Origin of the sequence: Hyphomonas sp. UBA3195, from assembly GCF_002366485.1 — a bacterium.
Classification (GTDB): domain Bacteria; phylum Pseudomonadota; class Alphaproteobacteria; order Caulobacterales; family Hyphomonadaceae; genus Hyphomonas.
The window spans coordinates 39,948-65,071 of the sequence record NZ_DEXB01000003.1; the positions used below are offsets into that span (position 1 = coordinate 39,948).

Here is a 25,124-nt window from a genome sequence, read left to right on the forward strand (position 1 = left end):
GCGAGCACGACATGGTTCAACTTACTCTCCCCAAAGGCTCCGCGCCCAAAAAGGGCAAGACCTGGCCGAAGCCGCAAGGCGCGACCAATCTCCGCCAGTTCCGGATCTATCGCTACAGCCCGGAAGAGGGCGGCAATCCGCGCTGGGACACTTATTGGGTGGACATGGATCGCGCCGGCACGATGATCCTGGACGTGTTGTTCTACATCAAGAACAATGTCGACCCGACGCTGGCCTTCCGCCGCTCCTGCCGTGAAGGCGTCTGCGGCTCCTGCGCCATGAACATTGCCGGCCAGAACACGATTGCCTGCACCAAGGGCTTCGACGAACTGCCGGGCGGCATCATCACGATTGCGCCCCTGCCCTCGCAGCCGGTGGTGAAAGACCTGATCCCGGACCTGACCAGCTTCTATGCCCAGCATGCCTATGTGCAGCCATACCTGAAGACGGTTACGCCAGACCCCGAAAAGGAATGGAAGCAGTCCGAGGAAGACCGTGAAGAGCTGAACGGCCTTTACGAATGTATCCTTTGTGCCTCCTGCACGACCTCCTGCCCGTCCTACTGGTGGAATGGCGACAAGTATCTGGGGCCAGCGGCCCTGCTACAGGCCTATCGCTGGCTGATCGACAGCCGCGATGAAGCAACCGGCGAGCGCCTCGACGACCTTGAGGACCCGTTCAAGCTGTATCGTTGCCACACGATCATGAACTGTGCACAGGTCTGCCCGAAAGGCCTGAATCCGGCCAAGGCAATTGCCAAGATCAAGCACATGATGGTCGAACGGGTTTCCTGATCCGCGGATCCAAATTAGCCTCCATCCCGGGTTGATCCGGATGGGGGCTTTTTTATATGTCGACTTCACCTGACATTGATGTCTTTGGCGAGGCGCCGGAGGGTGAGCGCCCCCGCATTGACCTGGCAGCCGAGCACAAACCCCGCATCTGGGCTCGCTTCCTGGCCAAATGGATCGATTTCTACCTCTGCCTGATCCCCTCTTTCGCGATCATGATGGGGCTTATCTTCATCTACGGCTTTGTGGCGACCCTGCTGGCATGGCCGGTGGATGAGGCTTTCTTCGACGGCTATATCTTCGTGGGCGTCTTTCTCGTGCTTCACGCACTGACCTTCACGGTGCTTGAGGCATTCTGCGTTTCCCAATTGGGAAATACGCCCGGCAAGGCCCTGATGGGCATCAGAATACGGAACATTATTGGAAGCCGGCTGTCCTTCCGGTCCAGCCTGAAGCGTTCAGCCCTGGCGATGCTTGCCGGCATGGGGCTCGGCATTCCATTGATCAGCCTGATCACCCATTTTATATGCGCCCGAACGCTGAGCGAAGATGGTCATGTATTTTGGGACCGTGTCGACAGTCTTCAATACCTGACCCAACCTGTCGGTGCCTGGCGTTGGATTTTCGCCCTCGTCATCTACATCGTCTGCCGGGCCCTTGAACTTGCCATGAACTATCTGTGAGGCAAGCACTTACCCGTTTGTGCTGAACACGTCTCGCAAGCCCTCCGGCTTTTCCATATGCTTGAGCTGGTCGATCAGGTCATCCACTTCGAATTCCCACACCGTCGTCGGCGGCAACGGTCGAATTACCTTGCCCCCGAGCGCCTTGAACAGGCTGTTGGCCTTTCGATTTTCGGGCAGGGTTTCAGCCACCAGCGTGGTAATGCCCTGCGCGCGGCAGGAGAGCGCCACCGACGCGATCAACAGGCGGGACAGACCATGCGCCTGGTACTGGTCCAGTACGCCAAGCGCGAGTTCGGCTCGCTTGCTGTCCGGCTCTGCGCGAATGGCATGGGCCGCTGCCATGAGTGGTGTGTCGTCTTCGCTGGTGTCGAGAATGCCCCATGCAATATGAGCCTTGCCATCCGCATTCGCGAGACTGTGGACAACCGCATCGGGCACAGGATTGGCGCCGCTGAAAAAGCGCAAATAGCGCGACTCCGGCGACATGGATCGGAATATTTGCTGGAAGCGTGGCTCGTCATCCAGGCCGACGGGCCTCAACAGGATTTCGTGTCCGGTGTCGAGCGACACGTGAAGGGGCGCATTGCACATGAAGCCTGCCAGCCTCCGCTTTGTTTCTCGTCGCGCAAGGCCCGCGAAGAGGGGTGCGCAATGGCAGAACCCGTCGACAAGAAGAACGTTCCTGACTCGTTGGATAACGGTAGTGTTCAGCAGGCGAAAGGCAAGCCGTTGTACAAAAGCAAAAAAGCACGGCCGAACTGACCGCGCTTTTCAGACTTTTTGCTGGGACCCCAGCGATCAGGCCGGATTAGGCTCCGGATCGCCAACGCCGCCATCGCCCTTGGGCTTGCGGCGTTTGCCAATCACCGGCACCGCCGAGCCCGGCGTCGTGTCATCATCGCCCAGATCAGGACGCGATGGTGGATTGCCTTTGAGCAAAGCCGAAATCTCGTCACCCGTCAGGGTTTCATATTCCAGGAGACCGGTTGCAATCGCCTCCCAATCCTTCCGGCACTCGGTCATGATCCGGCGAGCATCATCCATGCCGGTCTGGATCAGCGTACGTACTTCTTCCTCGATCTTCCGCGAGGTCTCTTCCGAGACATGCGAGGATTGCATCAGCTGCTGGCCGAGGAACACGTCGCCCTGATCATCGCCATAATCAACTGGGCCGACCGCGTCGGCAAAGCCCCAGCGGGTGACCATGGCGCGTGCAAGGCGTGTCGCCTGCTGAATGTCAGAGGCTGCACCAGCGGTGACATTGTCTTCGCCGAATTTCAGCTCTTCGGCCACGCGACCGCCCATCATGATCGCGAGACGCGAAGTCATCTCGATCTTGGACATGGACAGCTTGTCGTCTTCCGGCAACTGCATGACCATGCCCAGCGCACGGCCCCGCGGAATGATCGTGGCTTTGTGGACGGGATCTGCAGCCGGCACTTTCAGCGCCACGACGGCATGACCAGCTTCGTGCCAGGCTGTCAGTTCTTTTTCCTTTTCGGACATCACCATGGAGCGACGCTCTGGTCCCATCAGGACCTTGTCCTTGGCATCCTCGAATTCCTGCATGGCGACAACCCGCTTGCCGCGACGCGCCGCCAGCAGGGCCGCCTCGTTCACGAGGTTGGCAAGGTCTGCCCCGGAAAAGCCCGGCGTGCCGCGCGCAATCGTCCGCGCCTCGACATCCTTGGCCAAGGGTACATTGCGCATATGAACGCGCAGGATTTTCTCACGACCGATGATGTCAGGATTACCGACAGTGACCTGACGGTCGAAACGACCGGGGCGCAGCAATGCCGGATCCAGCACGTCGGGACGGTTGGTCGCAGCAATCAGGATAATGCCCTCATTGGCTTCAAAACCGTCCATCTCGACCAGCAACTGGTTGAGCGTCTGCTCGCGCTCATCATTGCCGCCGCCGAGGCCAGCGCCGCGTGAACGGCCGACCGCGTCGATCTCGTCAATGAAGATGATGCAAGGCGCCGAGCGCTTGGCTTGCTCAAACATATCGCGGACGCGGCTTGCGCCGACACCGACAAACATTTCAACAAAGTCCGACCCGGAAATTGTGAAGAAAGGCACGCCTGCTTCGCCTGCAACGGCGCGCGCCAGCAAGGTCTTACCAGTACCTGGAGGGCCCACCAGAAGAGCGCCTTTGGGAATTTTACCGCCAAGACGTTGGAATTTGGACGGATCCTGCAAAAATTCGACGATCTCTTGCAGTTCTTCCTTGGCTTCATCCACGCCTGCAACATCGTCAAACGTCACACGGCCATGCTTTTCGGTCAGGAGGCGTGCTCGGCTCTTGCCGAAGCTCATCGCGCCACGACCGCCACCAGACTGCATCTGGCGCATCATGAAGAAGACAAAGCCAACGATCAGCAGGATTGGCAGGATGGAAAAGATCAGAGACGCGAATGTGTTCTGGCCGCTGTCAGCATCCACCGTGAAGGGCACCTGGTTCTCTTCGAGGAATTGCTGGGTCGTCATGTCGAGTGACCGCAATTCGCTGACCATGGTCCGGCCGTCGGTGGTGGTCACGATGATCCGCTGGTCACCGAGGGTCGCATCCGCGACTTTTCCATCCTCGACCAGTTCATAAATGACAGACAGTTTGGCCTTTTCAGCACGTGCTGCCTGAGGGTTTCCGCCCATGGCCACGGCCATGCCGATGACCAGGAGGGCAATTGCGCCCCAGATAGCCAAGTTTCTGACGTTCATTTTGCGTCTCGCTCCAAATTCCGGTGTTCATCCCGTAAGATAGGGGGCTTATCGCATGAAAACGACTCAAAAGCTCTTAAAATGGCTGTTTTGTCACGTATCGCCGACATAGAGCGCTTGCATCGCGTTGAAACGGGCGCGCGCCAGTGCGGGATCGGCCGCAATACCTGCTATTCCGGGCTCTGCCGACAGGACTATGTCACCCTGCTTGCGGTAGATCAGGACGCCGCCCAGCGTGGCACCGCGAAACGCCTCGTTACCTGAAAGTCGACCCGCCAGTGGCTGCACGGCATCCCGCCGTGGAGGTGTTTCCTTGCCACCGACGATCTGAAGCATCAGGCCGAGGGCGCGCTCCAGACGCTCTCTCGGTAGCCCGGACAGATTCAGTCGTGCGCCACCTTCTCCATCCCACGCAACACAATCGGCCATCCAGCGCCCAATCAGACGCTCTTCCAGCCGCCGCAAGTCCTGCAGACGCGCCTGACAGGCAAGGATGCGCGCTTTCAGGTCAGCATGGCCGTCCAGCAGCGCCCGTACGCGCACCCGCTCATAGGCCAGGTTGCGATTGGATGGGTCATCGACCCAAAGGATTCCGCGCGGGGTCAGGCAGGTCCGCAATTCGCTGCGGCTGTGTGAGAGAACCGGCCGGGCAATCATCACCCCCTGCCCTTCGGGCCAGACCGGCGACATGGCACGCGGTTGCATGCCTGCCAGACCATACCAGGTCGAGCCCTGCCGCGCGCGCATGAGGAAGGTTTCACATTGATCGTCAGACGTGTGCCCCAGCAGCAGGCGCGTCCCTCCGCGCGCCCGAAGTGCCGCGGCCATCAGGCCATGCCGCGCTCGCCGGGCCAGCGCCTGTCTTAATACAGGCGTTTCCCAGACCAATGTCTCATGAGCTATGCTGAACTGCCCACAAATACTGGCCACATGGCGCGCCTCATCGGCGGCCTCCGGGCGCAGGCGATGATCTACAGTGAAAGCCACAAGTTCTCGACCAGACCGCGCGGCCCAGTCATGGGCCAGCACAAGCAGAGCAAGCGAGTCGCTGCCCCCGGACACTGCAATGCCAATCGGCCCTGAAGCGGTGCCACAGAGCCGATCCAACGCATCCATCATGTGTCAGGAAGTCGTCTAGTTGTCACAGCCGGACTTGGTGCGCTCAACCGCAGCCAGATCCCGCGTCACACCCGAAGCGTTCGGATAGCGGCTCGGCAGCGTACCAAGGGCCAGACAGGCCTTTTCCTTGTCACCGATCAGACGCATTGCCCGCGCCAGCTTGACCAGCGCATCCGGCGCGCGGGGATTGTCGGGATAAGACCGGATCATCGTCGTATAGGCTGCGCCGCTGTCGGCATACGCTTTCTGCTGATAGAGCGACTCTCCCAGCCAATAGTGTGCCTCACCAGCCTGCGGGTCATCGCCGAACCGCTCAAGGAAGGCGCGAAAGGCCTCTTCCGCACCAGCATAGTCAAACTGGATCAGCTTGGATTTCGCAAGGGCGAAGAGCGGGCCCGCTTCGCCCGGCAGGGCGCTGGCAGGAATCGTGCCCAGTGAACCTTCCGGCAGAGATTCGCCGGCAGTGGCTGCGCCGCCCATGGTCAGGCGGGTCGGGCCGGACGTATTTGAAGTCGTTTCACCCATGGAGGCGGGTGCATCAAGACGGCGTGGGCCAGAATTGAAGCTCTGGTCAGTCGCCGTCCCCATTTCCGGCATCGTTCCGAACTCTCCGCCGGCATTGCCCGGCATGGGGTCAGCCTCGGGCATGATGCCCGCCGCTGAAAGATAGGATTTCAGGGAGGCAATATCTGCAGACTGATTTTCCAGCTGCGTTCGCAAATCATCGGCCTCGTCGATGAGGGCCTCATTGTCGCGTGACAGGTTCTCGTTTTGCTCGCGCAGTTGCTGGAGCTGGAATTCAAGCGTTTCCACCCGCCCGGTCAGTTGCATCACGTCCCCGGTCAATCCATTGACCTCGACCTGAACCTGCGCGCTTTGCTGGCGGGCCTGCGCCACCTGTTGCGACAGGTCGGAGCTGGTGACCCCTTGCGTTATGGGTGCAGCGCGCTGAGCGGCAGCAGGACCAACAATCAGGCAAAAGCTGGCGAGGACAAGAGCGGGCGCTTTGAACATGGGGGAAGCCTCCGGAGGATTGTGGGCGAACATACAAAAACAGCCGGGGCCAAAATAAGGCACCCGGCTGCATCTTGTGAAGCTATTCGCGGCAGAAACCTAGCTGTTTGCGCCGGAAACGATTTGCGTGAAGCCGTTACGGTTCAGGGCCCATGCCTGCTCGTCGGAACCAGCAGCGATTGGACGCTCTTTACCGTAGGAGATCGTGTCAACGCGGGACGGGTCGACGCCGAGGCTGACCAGATAGTCCTTCACGATAGAAGCACGACGCTCACCAAGGGCAAGGTTGTACTCGCGGGTGCCGCGCTCATCACAGTTACCTGCAACGATGATGCGAACGCCCGGATAGGACGACAGCCAAGCAGCCTGACGCTTCAGGATTTCCTGGTCGTCGACATCGAGGCGGTAGCCATTGAGGTCGAAGTAGACGCGCTCACCAACGTTGACGCGGAAGTCTTCGAGCGAGCCTGCGAGCGGACCAACCGGTGCGGCTGGCGCTGCTTCAACTGGAGCCGGAGCCGGTGCTGGCTCAGCAACTTCAACTGGTGCCTGCTCCTCGACCTGCTCAACAGGCTCTGGTTGGGATGCACACGCGCTGATCGAAAGAACAACCGCGGCTGCGGCTGCGAGTTTAAAAGTGGTATTCATTGCTATTCAGACTCCCCTGGATGTCCTGAGTGCTAATTGACGCCTTAACGGCTGGCGTTTGTCAACGTTGTGCCGGGTGTAGCGGGTATCTGTCTCCATATTCTGACAGAATTCGGGCGACAATCGGGCGGAAGCAGAGCTAACGCCCAGATTCGATACTATTTTGACGTTTTGTCTCCAAAAAGCAACGCCCCCGGACGAAAACCGGGGGCGAAAGCCATGAATTTATTGCAACAATGGCGACCAGGCCGGATCGGAAGCGTCGGTCTGGGTCATCATTCTGCGCTCATTTCGGCCTGAAAGATCGACCGACCAGAGCTGTGGCCCAGCGCCGGGGCGACTTTCGCGGAAATACACGATCACGCGCCCGTTTGGTGACCAGTCCGGACCCTCATCGAGATATGATTCGGTCAGCAGGCGCTCGCCTTTGCCATCTGTCCCGATCACGCCGATGTAAAATCGACCGCCGAGTTGCTTGGTGAACGCGACCAGATCACCTCGTGGGCTCCAGACCGGCGTTGAATACTGGCCCTTGTTGAAGGTGATGCGGCAAGCAACATCCCGACCACCGGAGGGGCAGGTCCGCGGACTGCCATCGGTGTTCATGATGTAGAGCTGCGGGCTGCCGCCACGGTCAGACGTGAATACAATGGCGCGTCCGTCCGGTGACATGGAAGGTGAGGTGTCAATCGCCGGGTGGTCTGTCAGGCGACGCGATTGGCGTGTCTGCAGATTCATGAGGTAGATTTCAGAGTTGCCGCCCTGGGCCTGGGTCATCAACACACTCTCCCCATCCCGCGAGAAGCGCGGCGCGAAGGTCATGCCCGGAAAATTGCCCAGCAATTCCTGACGGCCCGTCTCAATATTGAAGAGGTAGACGCGCGGACGGCCGCCCTCATACGACATGTAGGTGATTTCCTGCGCTGACGGGCTGAAGCGCGGCGTCAGCACCGTGTTCGTCCCCGCAGTCAGATATTGTTGATTGGCACCATCAGCATCCATGATCGCCAGGCGCTTCACACGCTCGGTCTTTGGGCCGGTCTCGGCAATGTAGACGATCCGCGTATCGAAATATGGGTCTTCACCGGTCAGGCGGTTATAGATGGAATCCGCAATCTTGTGTGCGATGCGGCGCCAATTGTCTGGCGTCGTGGTCAGGCGACGGCCGGGCTGGCCGTTGATCCGCATGACTTCGCCGCCATAAACGTCCCACAGGCGGAACGAGACGGCGATCTTGCCGTCTGGCAATTCTTCATACGCGCCGACGACAAGGCCCTCGGTCTGGATGATTCGCCAATCCGGAAAACGTGGCTGAACATCAATCGAGAGATCCTTCTGGATGAAGGAGGCCGGGTTCTGGATGTCGAACAGGCCGGTCGATTCCAGATCGGCCCGAACGACATCGGCGATGTCTTCGGCCATTTCGGCATTCGTGCCGCGGACTTCAAAGTCCGGAATGGCCAAGGGTGTGGGCTGGAAATTACCCTCGTCCACGCGGACCTGTAGCTGCGCAGCTGCAGGCATGGCGAGACCGATGGGTATCATGAGGGCCAGCACCAAGGCTGTCAGGATACGGGTCATTATAAACTCTCCTCAGAATGTCTATTCAGGTCACTTGAGCGGGCCGATTGTGACCTCGATATCTTTCCACTCGTCATAATCGTCTTCAGGCAATTGGTAGTTCGCACACTGGCGCACGGCTGTCAGGGCCCGCTGCACCACAACGCCGCGGCGGCCAATCGGCATCGAGCGCGGCGTCACAAGGCTTGCATTGCCATCCAGCGAGCCGTCCAGGTTCAGCCTCACCCGGATCACCACGTTGATCTGGTCATCCTTGGGCAGATCATCCACGCCATTCCAGCAATAGCCGATCTGGCGGCGCATCGCGGCTTGCAGGGAGGCCGTGTTGCCGCGCCGCTCCCCTGCCCCCTTGCGGGGCTGCTGGACGTCTTGAAGCACCGGCTTATTGATCGGAGGCGGGGCCTGTTCTTGCGCAGCCTTGCGCTGGGTCTGGGCCTTGTCCTTCAGGATGTCCTCGAAATCATTCAGAAAGTCGAGGTCGTCAGACTCCGATTTCGGCTTCTGCTTCTCGATCAGCTTCGGCTCCTTCTTCGGAGGCTCTTCCTTCTTTGGCTCAGGCTCTTCCGGCTTTTCCTCGGGCTCGGCCTTGGTGTCTTCGACAACAGGCTCTTCTTCGGCTGTTTCGGTTTCGCGTGTCTCGTTCACCTCGTCCGGTTCTTCCGGCGGATCCTCGACGATTTCGGCATCTTCCTCGACAGGGTCAGGCTGCTCTTCCGGTTCGGTCTCTTCAGGCTCCTCTTCGGCAGGCTCCTGCACTTTCTGGATCGGCGCAACGTCCGTAACCAGACCAATATCGACAATGTCGATCGGCACATCAATCGTGCTCGCGCATTGCGGCAGGCGCAGCAGGATATCGACCGGCGAAAGGCCCGGCTCCTCACGTTCCAATCGTTCGATCTGCTTGTCGCAATCGCTCTTCTTCATCGGCCACGTCATCACCGCCGCGGCAAGCACGGAAGCATGAAGAAGGGTCGAGATGGTAAAGCCGCGAAGCATGTGGGGCTGGTCGCTCCTACTTCTTTTGTTCGGTCACAAAGGACACACGTGTATAGCCTGCTGCCCGGATTTCGGCCGTCACTTCCATGATCCGGCCATAGGGCGTGTTCTCGTCACCGCGAAGATAGATCGGCTGCTCGTAGCCTTCGCCAATAATTGCCTGCAATTGCGGACCGAGCGTGGCGATATCCTCAACAAGGGTGGTCTGAATGAAGACCTCGCCATTCTCGCGGATGGAAATCGCCAGCGGGTCGTCATTCGGTTCGGTCTTGATCGGGCCGGAACTCGTCTTTGGCAAATTCACTTCCTCGCCGCGCACCAATAGCGGCGCAGTGATCATGAACACGATCAGCAAGACCAGCATGACGTCCACAAAAGGCGTCACATTGATCTCGGCATTCAGCGCGCGACGGCCGCGCCGTCCGCCCTTGCCACCTGAACCAAGGATCAATCCCATCGCCTAGTCCCTCGCGGATTCAGAGGCACGGCGCGACAAACGCACCAGAACATCCTGCGAGAACGTGTCCAGCTGGTCGCCCAGCTTGGTCAGATCGCCGGTGAATTTGTTGTAGAAGATGACCGCCGGGATGGCCGCAACGAGGCCCATGCCGGTCGCGAACAGCGCCTCGGCGATCGGGCCGGCCACGGTGCCCAGGCTGGTATCCTGCTGTTCGGCGATGTTGAGGAAGGCGTTCATGATGCCCCAGACGGTCCCGAACAGGCCAATAAAGGGTGACGCAGATCCGATGGTCGCAAGAATGCCGAGGCCGTTTCCGGCGCGTCCGATCTCGCGATCCACCGCTGCGCGCATTGATCGCTCGGCGCGGCTGACAAGGGCCGCCGCCTCGCCGGAACCAGATTGCAAACGCTTGGCGTCAGACCATTCGCGCGCGGCCGCTGCAAACACGCGGCTGGCGGCGTCATTGGTTGCCTGACCGGGCCGCATGTCGAAATCCTCGGTGCGTCCGCTCCAGAAGGCTTCTTCGAACTGGCGTGATTTCTTGCGTACAGCGCCCAGCGAGAAAAGCTTTTCGCCAATCACCATCCAGGACCAGATAGATGCCAGCAGCAGGAACAGGAGCACCAGCTTAACAATTGGGTCAGCCGCCATAATGAGGCTGAAGAGCGAGAAGTCGGCATGACTCGCGGCAGTGCCTATCGCTTCTGATTCCATGGGGGCTAAAGCTCCTATCTACGCGTCATGGGTGATCAGCCGCATCCCAAACGGGACCGGCACACCCCTTCATCCACACCAAATTCGGCAGAAACACGGCAGGATGGCCAGTTTCCGCAGCACAGTTAACGGCTAAGGGTGTTTTCTTAACGAAACGTGGGCAATCGGCCGATATTTGGCACCAGACCTGCGATCAATTGGTCAGGTCGGGCAGGAACCATCGCGTGCCGACATAGAAGTTGTAGGCGCGGTTGATGCCATCAATTCCGCCTAGGTTCGACGCGACGGCCTGATCCGAATACGAGACGTATTCACTGCCCAGCGACAGGCGGAAATTGTCCGACAGATGATAGGTCGCGCCAGCAAACAGATTCCAGTAGGCACTGGAATTGGTGTCCTTGCCGACCACGATGAAATCCGGATTAATGTCCGCGGGACCAGAGAAGTTGAAATCGAGCACCCCTGCCCCGCCGCCCGCACCCAGGAATGGGCGCAACCGCTTGCCTTCCCGGAAATCGTAGAAGGCGTGGACTCCGATCGAGCGGCTTGTGAAATCGCCACTTGCCGTGCTCGCACCGTTCAGTCCCGCGATATTGGCCCAGCGGAATCCGTATTCGGCCTCCAGACGAACAGAGTGGTTGACCCGGTAGCCCAGTGCCCCGGCGATCTCGCGGCTGTCATCGAAAATCAGATTGTTCTGGTCCCCAATCGACCCGTATCCGCGCACAGCAACATAGAAGCCGCGCTCGGCATCAAAGTCTGCTTCTGCCTGCGCAACCGCCGGATAGCTCAGGCACGCGCCCCACAGCGCCAAGTGCATCAATTTCAAGACTCGCCCTCCCAGCGATATGCTTCCAGTTGCTTCACCAATTCGCGGATCGGACGGCGCGGGCGGCCATCGGCGTGGATCATGACAGCTGTGATCTCACCCTCTGCAATGATTTCCTCTCCCCTGAAACAGGTCTGGGAAAAAAGGATGCGGGGTCCGTCGGTGCCGATATAGCGCGTCCGGATATGCAGCAGGTCGTCTACCCGCGCCGCCTTGCGATAGTCAACTTCAACCCGCGTCAGCGTGAAAGCCGCCGGGTCTTCCCGCTCCAGCAGGGATTGATGGGAAACGCCAGCGTCGCGCAGATGGTCTGATCGACCCCGCTCAAAGAAGCGGAGATAATTGGCGTGATAGACCATGCCGGTGAAGTCGGTGTCTTCATAATAGACCCGCACGGTGATCCAGTGCTGGCGCTCGGCATCGAAATTGTTGGCATCAAGATTGGGAAGGCTCATTGGGTTCGCCTACCAAAGCTCGCGAGAATCGTCACCCCTGTTCCGATTGCAGGGTCATTTCGAGCGGAGCCGTTTCGTATCCAAGCTCTTCGGCACGCGTCTTCAGACGCTCCAGGGTTTTCCCATCAAGCTGCGCCGTGCGCGAGAGGATCCACAGATACTTGCCGTCCGGACTGCCGACGAGGGCGGCTGAATAATCCGGCTCCAGAGCCAGCACCCAATAGTCGCCCTCTGCAAACGGAACCCATGCGGGCGCAAACTTCACTTTCAGCTTGCTGTTGCCAGACCCCTCCACGATGCGGGCCTTGCCTTCAGCCACCGTTTTCTCTCCGTCGAGCGATCCCTTGAAACACGTATTGGTCACCGACACGGTGCCATCGGAGTTCAGGCCATACTCAGCCGTCACACCTGTGCAATTGCGTTCAAACCCATTCGGATAGCGGGCAATTTCGTACCAGAGGCCAGCATACCGATCGAGATCGACAGATGGCACGGTCGGCGGCGTTGAATCGCTGGCGCGATAATCGGGTTGGCTGGTACAGGCCGCAAGCAGGGCGGCGGCAATGGCGGAAAGGGCGAGGCGCATATGGGGTTCTCCTATGCCCCTTCTACGCATGAACCTGCCGACTGGTTTCCCGGAGACCTATTCGCCGTTTGGCTCAACCGCCTCGGGCTCTGCGGTTTCTTCGGAATAAATGGCGGCAAGAAACGCACGGAAGTCTTCTACCGAGGCAACAGGCTGCTCCTCCTGCGGGATATGTCCGGTCTCGGGATAGATGATGAGCTTCGACCCCGGGATGGCATCGGCAAACTTTTCCGCATGTGCCACGGGAATCAGATTGTCAGTATCCCCATGCAGGATCAGCGTCGGCACGGTGATTGCGCTCAGCCTCTCCTTGGACGCAGGCACCCGCAGTGTCGTGCCGCTCATGATCTTGAGCAGCGCCTCGCGATGGCACGGCGCACGAGACATGGCCGAATACCGCTCCACCATTTCATCCGTTACCAGTTCAGGATCCGCAAAGCTGTTTTCCAGGCCCGACCGGATCAAGGCTGACATGTCGAGATCCTTCATCACGTTGCGGGCAAACCCATTGCGCAGCAATTTGAAAATCACCGGGTCCTTATCGTCCTCGCCCGGCGCACTGAGCCAACCGGCCGCATCCACCAGGACCAAACCATCCAGCCTTTCCGGATGAGCGAGTGCATAGGCCCAGGCGGTGTGCCCGCCCATGGAACTGCCGACGAGGGTGAACTGGTCGACGTCCAGTGAATGCGTCACGCGGTCGATGCTGGCAATGAATTGCTCGATGCCGATCTCATCATTGTCGACGCAGCGCGACAGGCCATGGCCCGGCAGGTCCAACCGGATGACCCGGTAATCCTTACGCAGATTGCGCACCCATGCGTCCCAGGTGTTCAGAGAGGCAGAATAGCCATGCACAAGCACAAGTATTGGCGCGTCGCGCGGACCGGTATCGGTAAAATGCAGCTCGACCTGACTACCGGATTTCAGGTACCGGCTGTTCGATTTCGAGTAGACCGACTCCAATGTGTTGTAGGAAATGTCCGGACGGCGCAGCATCAACCAGCCCGCCGTGAGAATGATCGCAACCGTCACCAGCACGACTAGCAATCGTTTCATCTTGTTCCCGGCTCCCGCAGTTTCAAATCAGGTGATCGGCACTAAGCCCCCCTGACGACGCCAAGTCAAATCGCACGCTCAGTGCCGCAGACACTACAGGTTGCATCGCGCCGCAACCGGACTTTCCTGACGTCGGCCATCAAGCCATCGATCAGAATAAGGTTTCCAATCATCGGCTCTCCGGCGCCTGTGACCAGCTTCACGACTTCAAGCGCCATGAGCGTTGAAACCATTCCGGTCACGGGCCCGACCACGCCAACTTCATCGCAAGCCGCCGCATTCGGCGGCGTTTCGGGCACCCAGCAGCGATAGCATGGCGCGCCGTCCCGGCAGCCGGACGCAAACACGCTGGCTTGCCCGGTCCACCCTGCGGCTGCGCCGTGCACCAACAAGCGTTCGCTCAGGTGGGCCGCTGCGTTGAGGGCGTAGCGGGTCGGGAAATTGTCCGTCGCATCGACCAGAATGCTGCCGGACAGCGGGTCGGAAGGCGACCATTTCTTTCGACGCGTGCTGATCCTTGTCCCGGGATGATCCGTCGCCAGGCGCTCAGCCAGGATATCCACCTTGGCCTTGCCGAGGTCGCGTTCTCCAAACTGGATTTGTCGCTGCAGATTCGACCGCTCAATGACATCATCATCCCAGATTTCGATCTGCCCGATGCCTGCAGCCGCCAGGAACATTGCGCATGGCCCGCCGAGCGCCCCTGCCCCGACAATGGATATCGACGCCGCGCGCAGCTTCTGGACGCCGGGTCCGCCTATTTCCTTCAGCATGATGTGGCGCTTGTGCCGGGCGAGGTCTTCCGGGCTGAGGCTCATTGTCCTGCTTTCTTCTGGCGAATAGCGGTCGAGGAGATCGGGTCCAGCGGCGCAGGCAGGTAGACCCATGCAGGCGGATCACGATCCGGCAGCGAGGCGGCAGCTGAAACCGGGACACGACTACTGGCAAAGCGACGGGCGAACGGTGAGTTGCGAGCACCCGGCCCAATCCCCGGACGCGCCACGATGGCGATCGGCATCATCTGCGCAATCCCCTGCCACGCGCCCCAGAGATGGAAATTGACCATATTGTCAGCGCCCATCAACCAGACGAATTTCGCAGCGGGCGCTGCCGCTGTCAGCGTCGACAAGGTACGATAGGAATAAGTCAGGCCGAGCCGCGTCTCGATATCTGTCACCCGCATTCGTGGATGGTCTGCGACCGCCTCGGCTGACCGGAAGCGGCCCGAAAAATCTCCGTGTCCGGTCTTCAGGGGATTCCCGCGCGCCACGATCCACCAGACCCAATCTAGCTGTAGCCGTTTCATGGCTGTGGATGCCACATGGAAATGGCCGGAATGGGCCGGATTGAAACTGCCGCCGAACAGGCCGATGCGGAGGCCAGCCGATGGTCCCGGTAAAATTGCTCGGCTCAAGGACGAACCTGCCCGGTTCCTCGCACAATGTATTTGTACGTCGTCAGCTGTTCTGCCCCCACGGGTCCGCGCGCATGGATGCGACCCGTGGCGATACCAATCTCGGCGCCCATGCCGAACTCGCCGCCATCCGCAAATTGAGTAGAGGCATTGTGCAGCAAAATCGCGCTGTCGACCGTCGCAAAGAAGCGGTCTGCTGCATCAGAATCTTCAGTAATGATACATTCTGTGTGTCCGGACGACCAGGAGCCAATATGCGCTAGCGCTGCGCTCAAATCGTCGACAACCGCAACGGCCAGGATCGGCGCAAGATATTCGGTGGACCAGTCGGCCTCGGTGGCTTCGATCATCTCTGGCACGATGGCGCGGGCGCGGTCATCTCCGCGCAATTCACAGCCCGCTTCCAACAGGCCGGCCGCGATCTTCGGCAATAGATCGTCCGCCACAGCCGCATCGACCAGGAGCGTTTCCGCCGAGCCACAGATTCCTGTCCGGCGCATCTTGGCATTCACGACAATGGAAACTGCCTTCTCGGGATCAGCAGCCTTGTCGACGATGACATGGCAAAGCCCTTCGAGATGACCGATCACGGGAACGCGCGCATCCTTTTGCACGCGCTCGACCAGGCTGCGCCCACCGCGCGGGACGATCACGTCCACATTGCCTTCGAGGCCGGCCAGCATGTGGCCTACTGCGGCGCGGTCGGTGGTCATGACCAGTTGCACCGCGTCTTCCGGTAATCCTTCGGCCTTCAGCGCGCCGCGCATGGCGTCGATGATTGCGCGGGACGAGTGCGTGCTTTCAGACCCGCAGCGCAGGATCGCCGCGTTGCCCGAGCGCAGACAGAGCGCGCCGGCATCGGCGGTGACATTCGGGCGGCTCTCATAGATGATGCCGATCACGCCCAGCGGCACGGCGATGCGCGCAATGTCCAGCCCATTCGGCCGCTCCCACCGGGCGAGTTCCTTGCCAATGGGGTCGGGCAAGCCGGCCACGGCTTCCACACTGGAGGCAATCCCTTCAAGGCGCGCGGCATCCAGGGCCAGCCGGTCCAGCATGGCCGCGTCGAGCCCCTTGGCTTCGGCAGCGTCCATATCCTGCGCATTGGCCGCCAGGACTTTGGAGGCAGACGCACGAATCGCGGCCGCGACCGCCTGCAAACCGCGTGTTCGGTCAGCGGGCGTCATCTGGCCCAGCTTGCGAGACGCGGCACGGGCGCGGCGGCCCATGTCGAGCATGGTTTCAGCGAGGTCTACGGTGTCGGCTATCATCGTATCAGTCATGTCATGGGATGTGCCGGAAAGCCGGGCCGACCGCAAGACGGCTAAACGTCGCCTACTTCAGCTATCCCAATAGTGATTGCAGGTGGGGACGGGCTGACTCTTCGGGATTTTGCCCTAGAATAGCTTGAAAGAAACAAGAATTTCACCGGAGGAACCCATGATCGATGTAGAGGCAATGCCTCATCTAGCCGATATCCCGCGCGTCCAGGCCAGCATCCGCCCGGATGAGGAGGCTTTCTGGTTCGAAGGCGAGACAACCAGCTTCGCCGAACTGGAGACACGTTCCACCCAGATTGCCAACGGCCTCATCGGCCTGGGCGTGAAACCGGATGACCGGGTCGGCTATCTCGCCAAGAACATGGCTGTCTATTACGAGATGCTGTTCGGCGCCGCCAAGGCCCGCGCAACGATGACCGCCGTCAACACCCGACTCGCCGCACCCGAAGTGAAATTCATCCTGTCGGATGCGCGGGTGAAAGTCCTGTTCGTCGGCAAGGATTTCTACGGCCTGATTGACCAGATCCGCGCCGAATTGCCAGACCTTGAACATATCATCGCGATTGATGGCGATCGGGAGGATTGGAAAGCCTACTCGGCATGGCGCGACAGCCAGCTGACCGATCCACCGGGCCTCACGACGCGCGACGACGATGATGTCATCCAGCTCTATACATCCGGCACTACCGGCATGCCCAAGGGCGTGCAGCTGACCAATGGCAACTACCGCGCCATCTTCGAGCAGGCCGGCATGCTGGAATGGGCGAGCTATGATGTCGGCGACGCGGTCATGAACGCGATGCCCCTCTTCCATGTGGCGGGCGTAAACATCGGTATCCTGACGGCCGCACAAGGTGCCAAAGCTGTCGTGCTGCGTGAAATCGATCCGGCAGCAATCTTGAAACTAATCCCCGAGCACAAGATCGCCCATGCGTTCTGGGTCCCCGCAGTCATCCTGATGCTGACCCAGATACCGAATGTGCGCGACATCAACTGGTCGAGCCTGAAGCAGGTTTTCTATGGCGCCTCTCCGATTGCCGAGAGTTTGCTGCTTGATGCGCAGGACATCATGGGTGCGCGTTTCACCCAGCTCTACGGACTGACCGAGACGGGCGGCTGCGGAACCTATTTGCCGCCTGAAGCCCATGACCCGGCCTGGGGAAAGCTGCGCTCATGCGGCGTGCCCTATCCGGCCACAATCGTGCGATGCCTCGACGCAGAAGGGAATCCCGTCCCCACCGGCGAAGTTGGCGAGATCGCCATCAAGTCCGCCTTCGTCATGAAAGGATACTGGAACCGCCCGGATGCCACAAAGGAATCGGTCGACGCGTCCGGGTTCTTCCGGACAGGAGACGCGGGCTATTTCGACGAAGACGGATTTCTCTATATCCACGACCGCGTAAAGGACATGATCGTGTCCGGCGGCGAGAACATTTATCCCGCCGAAGTCGAGAATGCGATCTTTGGCCACCCTGGCGTGGCGGACGTGGCAGTTATTGGCGTGCCCGACGAAAAATGGGGCGAGGCCGTCAAGGCCATCATCGTCGTCAAACCGGGCGAAGCGCCGACTCAGGACAGCATAATCGCCTGGGCGCGCGAACGCATTGCCGGCTATAAATGCCCAAAGACGGTAGAGTTCATTGAGGTGCTGCCCCGTAATCCGTCCGGCAAAGTCTTGCGCAAGGATTTGCGCGAAACTTACTGGAAGGACCAGGCGCGTCGCATCAGCTGATCAGAAGGCGGATGGCATGGCGTCCCCCATGCCGTCCGCTATCAATCATATTGGACTAGTTGGCGAGGCTCAGCCAGTCGCGGGCTGAAGACAGCGCCACTTTGACTTCTTCCGAGCTCAGCATATCAGCCATTTCCTGCCGCTGCACGCGGGCCTCTTCATGTCCCTTGGACACAGCGAGGTTGAACCATTTGTGCGCAGAGATCAGATCCATCTCCGATCCGACACCAGCGGCACAAGCGAGGCCGGCCTGATAGAACTCATCTGCATTCGCGTCGGCGCCCAACAGGCCACCTGGCTGTATTTCAATATCCGAAAAGGGCATCTTGTTTCTCCTGTCACCCTGCCTTCACCGCCACCCTGTTTCGGGCATGTCAGCCAAGACATCCATCCGTCACCAGAGCATTCCGACGACAGGCAAAGAGTGCCTTCTCTCCTTTGCCGTATGGTTAACAGGAACCTGCCCAAACCCCGGCTATTTTAATATTCCGGGTCCGGTTGTTCATTTTTGATGCAATTTGAGGACTTCGGACATGAAAAACCCCCGCACGGCGAGGCGGCCGTACGGGGGTTCTGCATGATCGAAAGGAGTTGGAGGCTTAAGCAGCCACTTTCTTCTTTGCGAGAGATTCTGCGAGTTTTTCCATGGCGTCGCCCTTCTCGATATTCTCGACGGCGGCGAGTTCACGAGCCATACGGTCCAGGGCGCTCTCATAAAGCTGGCGCTCGGAATAGGACTGTTCCGGCTGATCTTCGCCGCGGTGCAGGTCGCGAACGACTTCCGCAATAGAAATCAGATCACCGGAATTGATCTTCGCTTCATATTCCTGAGCCCGGCGCGACCACATGGTCCGCTTGATGCGCGCACGACCACCCAGGGTCTTCAGCGCATCTTCGACCAGCTTGGAACCCGCCAGTGCGCGCATGCCAGAGGCTTCGGCGCGATTGGTTGGGACGCGAAGGATCATTTTGTCCTGATCAAAGGACACCACATAGACCTCCAGGTCCATGCCGGCCACAGTCTGCTTCTCAACGCTCGTGATCTTGCCCACCCCGTGTGCGGGGTAAACGACGCTTTGACCCACTTCAAACGCCAGTTCCGCAGATGCTTTTTTAGCCATGTTGGATATCGCCCTTTTCTACGCATTTAGAGCCGACAAAATCCCCCCCAGTCCGACGCATTTGACGGTCTGAGTTGAAGTTTCCGGATCTTTTCAGTTATTACTCAAGTCTGAACGATAGCATAAATGTGCAGCTTTTTCAACAGACACGCCCAGATGCTAACCAAGAGTAAAGTTCCCAAGGTCGCTGATTTTGTTAACGTTTATTGAGAAACCCAGCAAAATCAGGGTTCGGACGACCCGATTCAGGCGTCGCCTTCACCCGGTTTGGGGCTGAAATATTTCTCCAGCTTACCGGTTTCTTGCGCAAATTCTTCCCGGTCTGCCGGCGGTTCCTTCATCCGGGTGATATTTGGCCAGGTCTGCGCATACTCGGTATTCAGCTTCAGCCATTTGGCGTCCGGGTCATCCTCGGTATCGGGCTTGATGGCCTCCACAGGGCATTCCGGCTCGCACACACCGCAATCGATGCACTCATCCGGGTGGATGACCAGCATGTTCTCGCCTTCATAGAAGCAGTCGACAGGGCAAACCTCGACGCAATCCATGTATTTGCAGCGGATACAGGCATCAACGACAATATAGGTCATGGGCAGGAGGGCCTTCTGGGGTTTGTGCACCGGCGAAATGGCGCGCGCAGGCGCTCATGTCAATGAGGTGTTCTGACAGGAGTCTTCAGGAAGCGTCGGCGATCCGCTTTTCCGCCGCCTGGCGAGCCTGTGCGCGAGAAATATCGTCAATATGCAGCAGCGAGGCGACATGGCGGATATAGGCATCCTCGATATCGCTTTTTTCGCCATCAGCCAGCGCGACCCGGTACAAGCCTTCAATGATGGAAATCCGCTCCGCAATCGGCAGCTTCTTCACATGCTTGGTAAACTGGTGGGAACCGACCGCCTCTTCAGCCAAGGCTTCGCCTTCGGCCAGCACGGCATCTGCCTTGTCTGCATCGAATTTGAACGCTTCCAACAGGATTTCAGCGATCATGTCGCTTTCAATGTTCACATAGACCCCATCGGACAGGGCAGCCTCGACAAGTAGCGCCGCAGCCGCGACTTGCGGGTCCATCGGTCTCTCGGCAGGCGTTTTCTGCCGGAACAGATTTTTCAGCGTGTTCATCATGTGTCGGTCTCCAGCGTCGTGTACATTGCCGCCGCCTCTTCTGCCGGCCCTCTCCGAGTGCCCAGATCCAGCACTTCGACGGTCCTGATATGCGCGCCTCGCGCCAGCGTGACAACATCTCCAACGCAAATAGCGGCGCCCGGCTTGTTGACGCGCCGGGTCTGGCCATTGCGGGTCAATCGGACGCCCCGCTTGCGAATATACGATCCGGACAGGGCGCGAGTCTTGAAAAACCGTGTCCGCCACAGCCACACATCAAGGCGCAGCGTTGGCGTGTCCGTCATTGAAAGGGCTTGTACTCGAAGCTCGTATCAGCTGCGCTTTCAGCGGCGGCATCCGGCTTGGGTTTTGGCTTGCGTTTCTTTTTCTTTGGTTTGCTAGCCGCCCGCTTGGGCTCCGGCAGCAGGGCTGCGAGCGCCGCGAACGGGCTGTCCGGGTCCGGCTGGCGCGACTGCGGGGCACTGCGGGAATTGGACCGCCCGCCCCCGCCTTGCTGTTTTGGTCCGCGTGGGCCTTTCGGGCCTTTGCCACCGGCATTCTGATCTCGGCCGCGCTGGGGCCGCCCGCCTTCAGACCGCCCCTCGGGACGGGCGCGGGACGCATAGCGCCACAAAGTAACGGCATCCGTTTCCTTGTCCTTTTCCGCAGGCGCAAGGCCAAAGCCTTTCAACACGGCGGGCCAGTCATCGGCAGGGCAAGAGACGACGGAAGCCAGGTCGATCTCGATGGGGAATGCGTTCTTCGAGGCTTCCTTGCGGCGCTTGGCGATCTCCCAGCCGAGACGTTCGGCAAGGTCTGCGCGCACGGCCCGGCGGCCGAAACGAAGATAGCCATTGGCGGCAAGCGCCTCTTCCGGCCATGTGCCATCAAGCGCAAATGACCCGGCCCCCTCGGGTGCCAGTGGGAAAGGCTGACCTTCAAACACAGCGCGCAGAATGGCGATCATGCGCTGGCCTGCAGGCTTTTGCGCATCCGGCACATGTGCCGCGACACGGCCTGCTCTCACCCCAATGCCTTTGAGGGCTTCACGCTGGTCGCCGGTCAGACGCAGACTTGGGTCATCCTGGCGAAGATCAACCGCAGCCCCGGTTTCAAGAAGACGGAAGGCAATCCCGCGCGCGAGACCTTCCAGCGCATCGCCCGCTTTTTCAACGGCCAGCTTTGTATGAGTTGGCAGGATCTTGGCGGTCTCGGCCGCGGCCCATTGCTCCAGCCGCTGGCGCGCAGCTTCACGCTCGGCCGGGTCGACTTCGGATGCGCCGACAATCTCGACGCGCGGCGCCATCCAGCTCGATCCCTTGGCCAGATGGGCCACGGGCGAATTGATGTGTTCGATCTGGCCTTCATCATTCAGTTTGAACGCATCATCCGGCGCCGCCACGATCAGCGACAGGCGTTCCAGGATCAGCGGGCGCACAGCGGCCTGGGCTGCGCTGCGCACCGCCTTGCCTTCGAGCGTACGGGCATCAAGAACAGGTTCGAAGGTCAGGCCTTTCAGGCGTCCAACGACATGGCCTTCCACACGGACATCACCTTCCGGGGTCAATTCGGTCACGAGGGCGTCTTCCTTCTTCAGGCTGGCAAGCAAAGCGGTGGTTCGCCGGTCCACGAACCGGGCAGTCAGCGCTTCGTGTAGCGCGTCTGACAGGGAGTCTTCAATCTCTCGTGTTCGATCCTGCCATTTTTCCGGGTTTTCCAGCCAGTCAGGCCGATGGGCGGCATAGGTCCAGGTCCGTATATTGGCAAGCCGCTGCTGCAGCTTCGCAATATCGCCCTGGGTCGAAGAAAGATCATCCAGACGGCGCTCCAGCCCCTTGTCGGCAAGGCGTGCATCCGGATTGGCGAGCGTTTCAGCAAGGCCCAGCACGAGCCGCGCATGGCCTTCCGGCCCGGCTTTGCGGAAGTCTGGCAGGCGGGCCAGATCCCATAGCCGCCGCACTTCGCGCGTACCCGCCACATTCGGCCCGATGGCCGCATCTTCCGCCATTCGGCGCAGCACCCATTCATCCAGTGCATGCGGATTATGGATCAGGGATGGATGCCCGGATGGGGTCTCAAGGCTCAGGATCAGGCGGCGCAGGCTGGAGAAGTCGAGTGCAGAGTTGCGCCATTGCAGATGATCCACCGGATCGAACCGATGCGCCTCGATGGCCTGCCATGTCGCTTCATCGAATGGCGGACAGGTCGCTGTCTCCCCAAATTCACCATCGGTACGGAACCGCCCGGCCCGGCCCGCGATCTGTGCGCATTCTGCTGGTGTCAGCAGGCGATGGCGCCGCCCATCGAACTTCGAGCGTGAGGCGAACACGACCCGGTCGACATCAAGGTTCAGCCCCATGCCGATCGCATCAGTTGCAACAATGTAGTCGACTTCGCCGGACTGGTAGAGCTCAACTTGCGAATTCCGCGTGCGCGGGCTCAGCGCGCCCATCACTATCGCCGCTCCCCCCTTCTGGCGCCGCAGCAATTCGCCAATCGCATAGACCTCATCCGCGCTGAATGCGACAATGGCCGTACGCTTCGGCAGTTTGGTGATCTTGCAATGCCCGGTATAGCGCAGCTCTGAAAACCGCTCGCGAGGCTCGGTCTCGGCGCCAAGGTCCAATTTACGCAACACACTGCGCATCGTGTCGCTGCCCAGCAGCAATGTCTCGTGATTGCCGCGCAAATTCAGGATACGGTCGGTGAAGACATGGCCCCGATCCTGGTCTTCGGCCAGCTGGATCTCGTCAATCGCGACGAAATCCACTTTCAGATCCACCGGCATTGATTCCACTGTGCACACCCAGTATCGCGCCGTACGCGGAACAATGCGCTCCTCACCAGTAATCAGCGCGACATGGGCCGCGCCCTTGCGCTCGACCACACGATCATAAACCTCGCGCGCCAACAGGCGCAGCGGCAGGCCGATCATGCCGGTGCCAAACCCCGTCATCCGCTCGATGGCATAGTGGGTCTTGCCGGTATTGGTGGGGCCGAGAATGGCCTTCAGGGTGGAACTCATCGACGTTGCGTGGCGGGGCCGCCATTGAAAGTCAAGTTGAGCCTGCAATCGGCCCACACCCCCTGCCCCCGAACCGGTCAATCTGGCAGGAAACTGCCCTTGATCCTGTCGCCCGGAAAAAACCCGCCTGTCGATCCAATTAGAAGTTGTCCGCCTCTGCGCACTCCCCTAGAGCCCTCGGAAACAATGGGGACTTCGCGTGACAATGACCGCCATGAATCAGGCTCGCTCTTCGAGCCAGAGGTTCTATGTCCTCGACGGCATGCGCGGGATCGCGGCGATCATCGTGATGCTCTACCACTATATTGGAAGCGGACAGTCCAGGCTGCTCATGAACAGCTATATTGCCGTGGACCTGTTCTTCATCCTCAGCGGCTTTGTCATCTATCATGCCTATGCCAAGGCCCTGCGGGACGGCATGCCTGCGGGCGTCTATGCCAACAAACGGATTTCCCGGCTCGCCCCGACTGTCGCGGGCGGCGTGGTACTCGGCGCCATCGCGATGCTGATCGTGTTTGCCGAGACCGGGCGGGCCTTCAACCCCCTCCAGTTCACCCTGACCCATATCGGGCATTTCGCTTTCATCCCGGCGCTCAGCGATTACGAGATCCCTGCGAATGGCACGCTGGAACTCTTCCCGTCCAATCCGCCGCTCTGGTCGATCTTCTACGAATTTGTCGCCAGCATCGCCTTCATCTGGATTGCGCGCCTGCCGAAATGGCGACTGGTCGGCACCTGCCTTGCCGCCTTCTCGCTCTACCTGTTTTGCTGTCTCGCGCTGGCCCGCCTGTCCGGCAATGACCTGACCGCCAATGTCGGCTGGAGCCATCAGACCTTCTTCTTCGGCTTTCCGCGCGTTTTCTCGGCCTTCCTCGCCGGGATCATCATCTACCGGCTGGTCCAGAATCCTGCCGGCCCGGTGGCCCGATACCTGCCACGCTTTACAGGCCTGATGCCCACGCTGATCGCATTCGCGGTAACACTCGGCATCCTGATGTTTCCCGTCTACGCAAAAGGCGCCTATCAGTTTATCGCCATCGGCCTGCTCTGCCCGCTGCTCATCCTGATCGGCGCGCGCGTCCAGCCGGGCAGCCTCTGGCTTACCGGGGTCTGCGAGCGTCTCGGCCTGATCTCGTTTCCGCTCTATTGTGTGCACGAGCCCGTCCGCCACCTGACTGGCGTTCTGCTGCGCCGTACCGGTCTGACGGACATCCCGACCGAGTTGCGCGTCACCCTGACCGTGATCCTCGCCCTACTGGTCTCAATCGGCTTGCTCTGGCTCCTCGGCCAATTCCAGGCCCGCCGCCGCCTCAGCGCCAGTTTGAAACCGTTTTTGGGATAGGATGGATCAGGCCATCGCCTCGGCGCGGACCAGCTCTGCGACCGGCGCTTTTTCGTTCACCACATGCGGCTGGAAGTGGAGCAGTTCCCAGCGTCCGTCATGATGCTCGACGAGGGCCGTGCAGCTCTCTACCCAGTCGCCATCATTCATGTAGGTGATGCCGTCAATGTCGCGCATTTCGGCGACATGGATGTGACCACAGATCGCGCCGTCGAATTCCTTGCGACGACAATAATCCGCCACATGGCCCTCGAAATTATGGATATGGTTCAGCGCCCGCTTGGTGCGCTTTTTCAGGGCCTGTGACAGCGACCAGTACGGCATACCGAACCAGCGACGGATCGCGTTCAGCTTCGTATTGGTCCAGAGCAGGAAATTATAGGCATGATCGCCCAGATGCATGATCCATTTGCGGTCGGCCCGCATCATGCCGTCAAACATGTCGCCATG

General features: G+C 59.9%; 26 protein-coding genes and 1 pseudogene. 4 read left to right on the forward strand and 23 right to left on the reverse strand.

Features of this window, described 5'->3' with window-relative positions:
• Positions 1-11 precede the first annotated feature (11 nt).
• Complete coding sequence (locus B2344_RS01285) at positions 12-794, forward strand: succinate dehydrogenase iron-sulfur subunit (protein ID WP_290484508.1); 783 nt, start codon at positions 12-14, stop codon at positions 792-794.
• A gap of 56 nt (positions 795-850) precedes the next feature.
• On the forward strand, positions 851-1,474 hold the full coding sequence (locus B2344_RS01290; RefSeq protein ID WP_290484509.1) for an RDD family protein: 624 nt from the start codon (positions 851-853) through the stop codon (positions 1,472-1,474).
• Positions 1,475-1,483: 9 nt separating this feature from the next.
• On the opposite strand, the gene B2344_RS01295 is transcribed toward B2344_RS01290, so the two are convergent.
• The 16 genes from B2344_RS01295 to B2344_RS01370 all read right to left on the reverse strand — a co-directional run bounded on the left by B2344_RS01295 (position 1,484) and on the right by B2344_RS01370 (position 16,356).
• Entirely contained in the window at positions 1,484-2,068 is a 585-nt protein-coding gene (locus B2344_RS01295) for a GNAT family N-acetyltransferase (RefSeq protein WP_290484510.1), read from the reverse strand.
• A 207-nt stretch (positions 2,069-2,275) separates the two neighbouring features.
• A complete protein-coding gene (gene ftsH, locus B2344_RS01300) occupies positions 2,276-4,198 on the reverse strand; it encodes an ATP-dependent zinc metalloprotease FtsH (protein WP_290484511.1) in 1,923 nt (640 codons plus the stop codon).
• A 93-nt stretch (positions 4,199-4,291) separates the two neighbouring features.
• Complete coding sequence (gene tilS, locus B2344_RS01305) at positions 4,292-5,317, reverse strand: tRNA lysidine(34) synthetase TilS (protein WP_290484512.1); 1,026 nt, start codon at positions 5,315-5,317, stop codon at positions 4,292-4,294.
• Between the two features lie 15 nt (positions 5,318-5,332).
• Positions 5,333-6,331 carry a tol-pal system protein YbgF gene (gene ybgF, locus B2344_RS01310; protein ID WP_290484513.1) on the reverse strand — a complete coding sequence of 333 codons (999 nt, stop codon included), beginning with the start codon at positions 6,329-6,331 and terminating at the stop codon, positions 5,333-5,335.
• Positions 6,332-6,430: 99 nt separating this feature from the next.
• On the reverse strand, positions 6,431-6,979 hold the full coding sequence (pal, locus tag B2344_RS01315) for a peptidoglycan-associated lipoprotein Pal (RefSeq protein WP_034814792.1): 549 nt from the start codon (positions 6,977-6,979) through the stop codon (positions 6,431-6,433).
• A 225-nt stretch (positions 6,980-7,204) separates the two neighbouring features.
• Positions 7,205-8,560: a Tol-Pal system beta propeller repeat protein TolB gene (gene tolB, locus B2344_RS01320; protein WP_290484514.1), complete on the reverse strand. Its 1,356-nt coding sequence runs from the start codon at positions 8,558-8,560 to the stop codon at positions 7,205-7,207.
• Between the two features lie 30 nt (positions 8,561-8,590).
• Complete coding sequence (locus B2344_RS01325; protein ID WP_290484515.1) at positions 8,591-9,556, reverse strand: hypothetical protein; 966 nt, start codon at positions 9,554-9,556, stop codon at positions 8,591-8,593.
• A 16-nt stretch (positions 9,557-9,572) separates the two neighbouring features.
• Positions 9,573-10,013 (reverse strand): ExbD/TolR family protein, encoded by a 441-nt coding sequence (locus B2344_RS01330; protein ID WP_034814786.1) that lies wholly within the window; start codon positions 10,011-10,013, stop codon positions 9,573-9,575.
• A gap of 3 nt (positions 10,014-10,016) precedes the next feature.
• Positions 10,017-10,730: a protein TolQ gene (gene tolQ, locus B2344_RS01335; RefSeq protein ID WP_034814783.1), complete on the reverse strand. Its 714-nt coding sequence runs from the start codon at positions 10,728-10,730 to the stop codon at positions 10,017-10,019.
• Between the two features lie 193 nt (positions 10,731-10,923).
• The gene (locus B2344_RS01340; protein ID WP_290482384.1) at positions 10,924-11,550 is read right to left on the reverse strand and encodes an outer membrane beta-barrel protein; all 627 of its coding nucleotides are present in this window, start codon (positions 11,548-11,550) and stop codon (positions 10,924-10,926) included.
• A 5-nt stretch (positions 11,551-11,555) separates the two neighbouring features.
• On the reverse strand, positions 11,556-12,014 hold the full coding sequence (locus tag B2344_RS01345) for a YbgC/FadM family acyl-CoA thioesterase (RefSeq protein ID WP_206991547.1): 459 nt from the start codon (positions 12,012-12,014) through the stop codon (positions 11,556-11,558).
• 31 nt (positions 12,015-12,045) lie between these two features.
• Positions 12,046-12,600: a lipocalin family protein gene (locus B2344_RS01350; RefSeq protein WP_206991548.1), complete on the reverse strand. Its 555-nt coding sequence runs from the start codon at positions 12,598-12,600 to the stop codon at positions 12,046-12,048.
• 57 nt (positions 12,601-12,657) lie between these two features.
• Complete coding sequence (locus B2344_RS01355) at positions 12,658-13,659, reverse strand: alpha/beta fold hydrolase (RefSeq protein ID WP_290484516.1); 1,002 nt, start codon at positions 13,657-13,659, stop codon at positions 12,658-12,660.
• 65 nt (positions 13,660-13,724) lie between these two features.
• Positions 13,725-14,477, reverse strand: a complete 753-nt coding sequence (locus tag B2344_RS01360) for a HesA/MoeB/ThiF family protein (protein WP_290484517.1) — start codon at positions 14,475-14,477, stop codon at positions 13,725-13,727.
• Positions 14,474-15,073: a nicotinate-nucleotide adenylyltransferase gene (locus B2344_RS01365; protein WP_290482382.1), complete on the reverse strand. Its 600-nt coding sequence runs from the start codon at positions 15,071-15,073 to the stop codon at positions 14,474-14,476. The genes B2344_RS01360 and B2344_RS01365 overlap by 4 nt, the downstream gene beginning before the upstream one ends.
• The gene (locus B2344_RS01370; protein WP_286852171.1) at positions 15,070-16,356 is read right to left on the reverse strand and encodes a glutamate-5-semialdehyde dehydrogenase; all 1,287 of its coding nucleotides are present in this window, start codon (positions 16,354-16,356) and stop codon (positions 15,070-15,072) included. The genes B2344_RS01365 and B2344_RS01370 overlap by 4 nt, the downstream gene beginning before the upstream one ends.
• 157 nt (positions 16,357-16,513) lie before the next feature.
• Here B2344_RS01370 and B2344_RS01375 point away from each other — a divergent pair, with 157 nt between their 5' ends.
• The gene (locus tag B2344_RS01375) at positions 16,514-18,085 is read left to right on the forward strand and encodes a long-chain-fatty-acid--CoA ligase (protein ID WP_206991553.1); all 1,572 of its coding nucleotides are present in this window, start codon (positions 16,514-16,516) and stop codon (positions 18,083-18,085) included.
• Positions 18,086-18,140: 55 nt separating this feature from the next.
• On the opposite strand, the gene B2344_RS01380 is transcribed toward B2344_RS01375, so the two are convergent.
• The 6 genes from B2344_RS01380 to B2344_RS01405 form a co-directional block, all read right to left on the reverse strand.
• The gene (locus tag B2344_RS01380) at positions 18,141-18,410 is read right to left on the reverse strand and encodes a hypothetical protein (protein WP_034814770.1); all 270 of its coding nucleotides are present in this window, start codon (positions 18,408-18,410) and stop codon (positions 18,141-18,143) included.
• Positions 18,411-18,684: 274 nt separating this feature from the next.
• Positions 18,685-19,206, reverse strand: a complete 522-nt coding sequence (locus tag B2344_RS01385; protein ID WP_034814768.1) for a CarD family transcriptional regulator — start codon at positions 19,204-19,206, stop codon at positions 18,685-18,687.
• A 245-nt stretch (positions 19,207-19,451) separates the two neighbouring features.
• Positions 19,452-19,796 carry a ferredoxin FdxA gene (gene fdxA, locus B2344_RS01390; protein ID WP_034814766.1) on the reverse strand — a complete coding sequence of 115 codons (345 nt, stop codon included), beginning with the start codon at positions 19,794-19,796 and terminating at the stop codon, positions 19,452-19,454.
• A gap of 85 nt (positions 19,797-19,881) precedes the next feature.
• Positions 19,882-20,328: a TerB family tellurite resistance protein gene (locus B2344_RS01395; protein ID WP_051607791.1), complete on the reverse strand. Its 447-nt coding sequence runs from the start codon at positions 20,326-20,328 to the stop codon at positions 19,882-19,884.
• On the reverse strand, positions 20,325-20,612 hold the full coding sequence (locus tag B2344_RS01400) for an RNA-binding S4 domain-containing protein (RefSeq protein ID WP_290482380.1): 288 nt from the start codon (positions 20,610-20,612) through the stop codon (positions 20,325-20,327). Before B2344_RS01400 ends, B2344_RS01395 begins: the two co-directional genes overlap by 4 nt.
• On the reverse strand, positions 20,609-23,332 hold the full coding sequence (locus tag B2344_RS01405; protein WP_290484518.1) for a helicase-related protein: 2,724 nt from the start codon (positions 23,330-23,332) through the stop codon (positions 20,609-20,611). The genes B2344_RS01400 and B2344_RS01405 overlap by 4 nt, the downstream gene beginning before the upstream one ends.
• 214 nt (positions 23,333-23,546) lie before the next feature.
• On the opposite strand from B2344_RS01405, the gene B2344_RS01410 reads away from it, so the two are divergent.
• A complete protein-coding gene (locus B2344_RS01410; protein WP_290484519.1) occupies positions 23,547-24,674 on the forward strand; it encodes an acyltransferase family protein in 1,128 nt (375 codons plus the stop codon).
• A gap of 6 nt (positions 24,675-24,680) precedes the next feature.
• Here the strand turns inward: B2344_RS01410 and B2344_RS01415 are convergent.
• Positions 24,681-25,124, reverse strand: a pseudogene (locus tag B2344_RS01415) (UDP-2,3-diacylglucosamine diphosphatase); the annotation flags it as partial.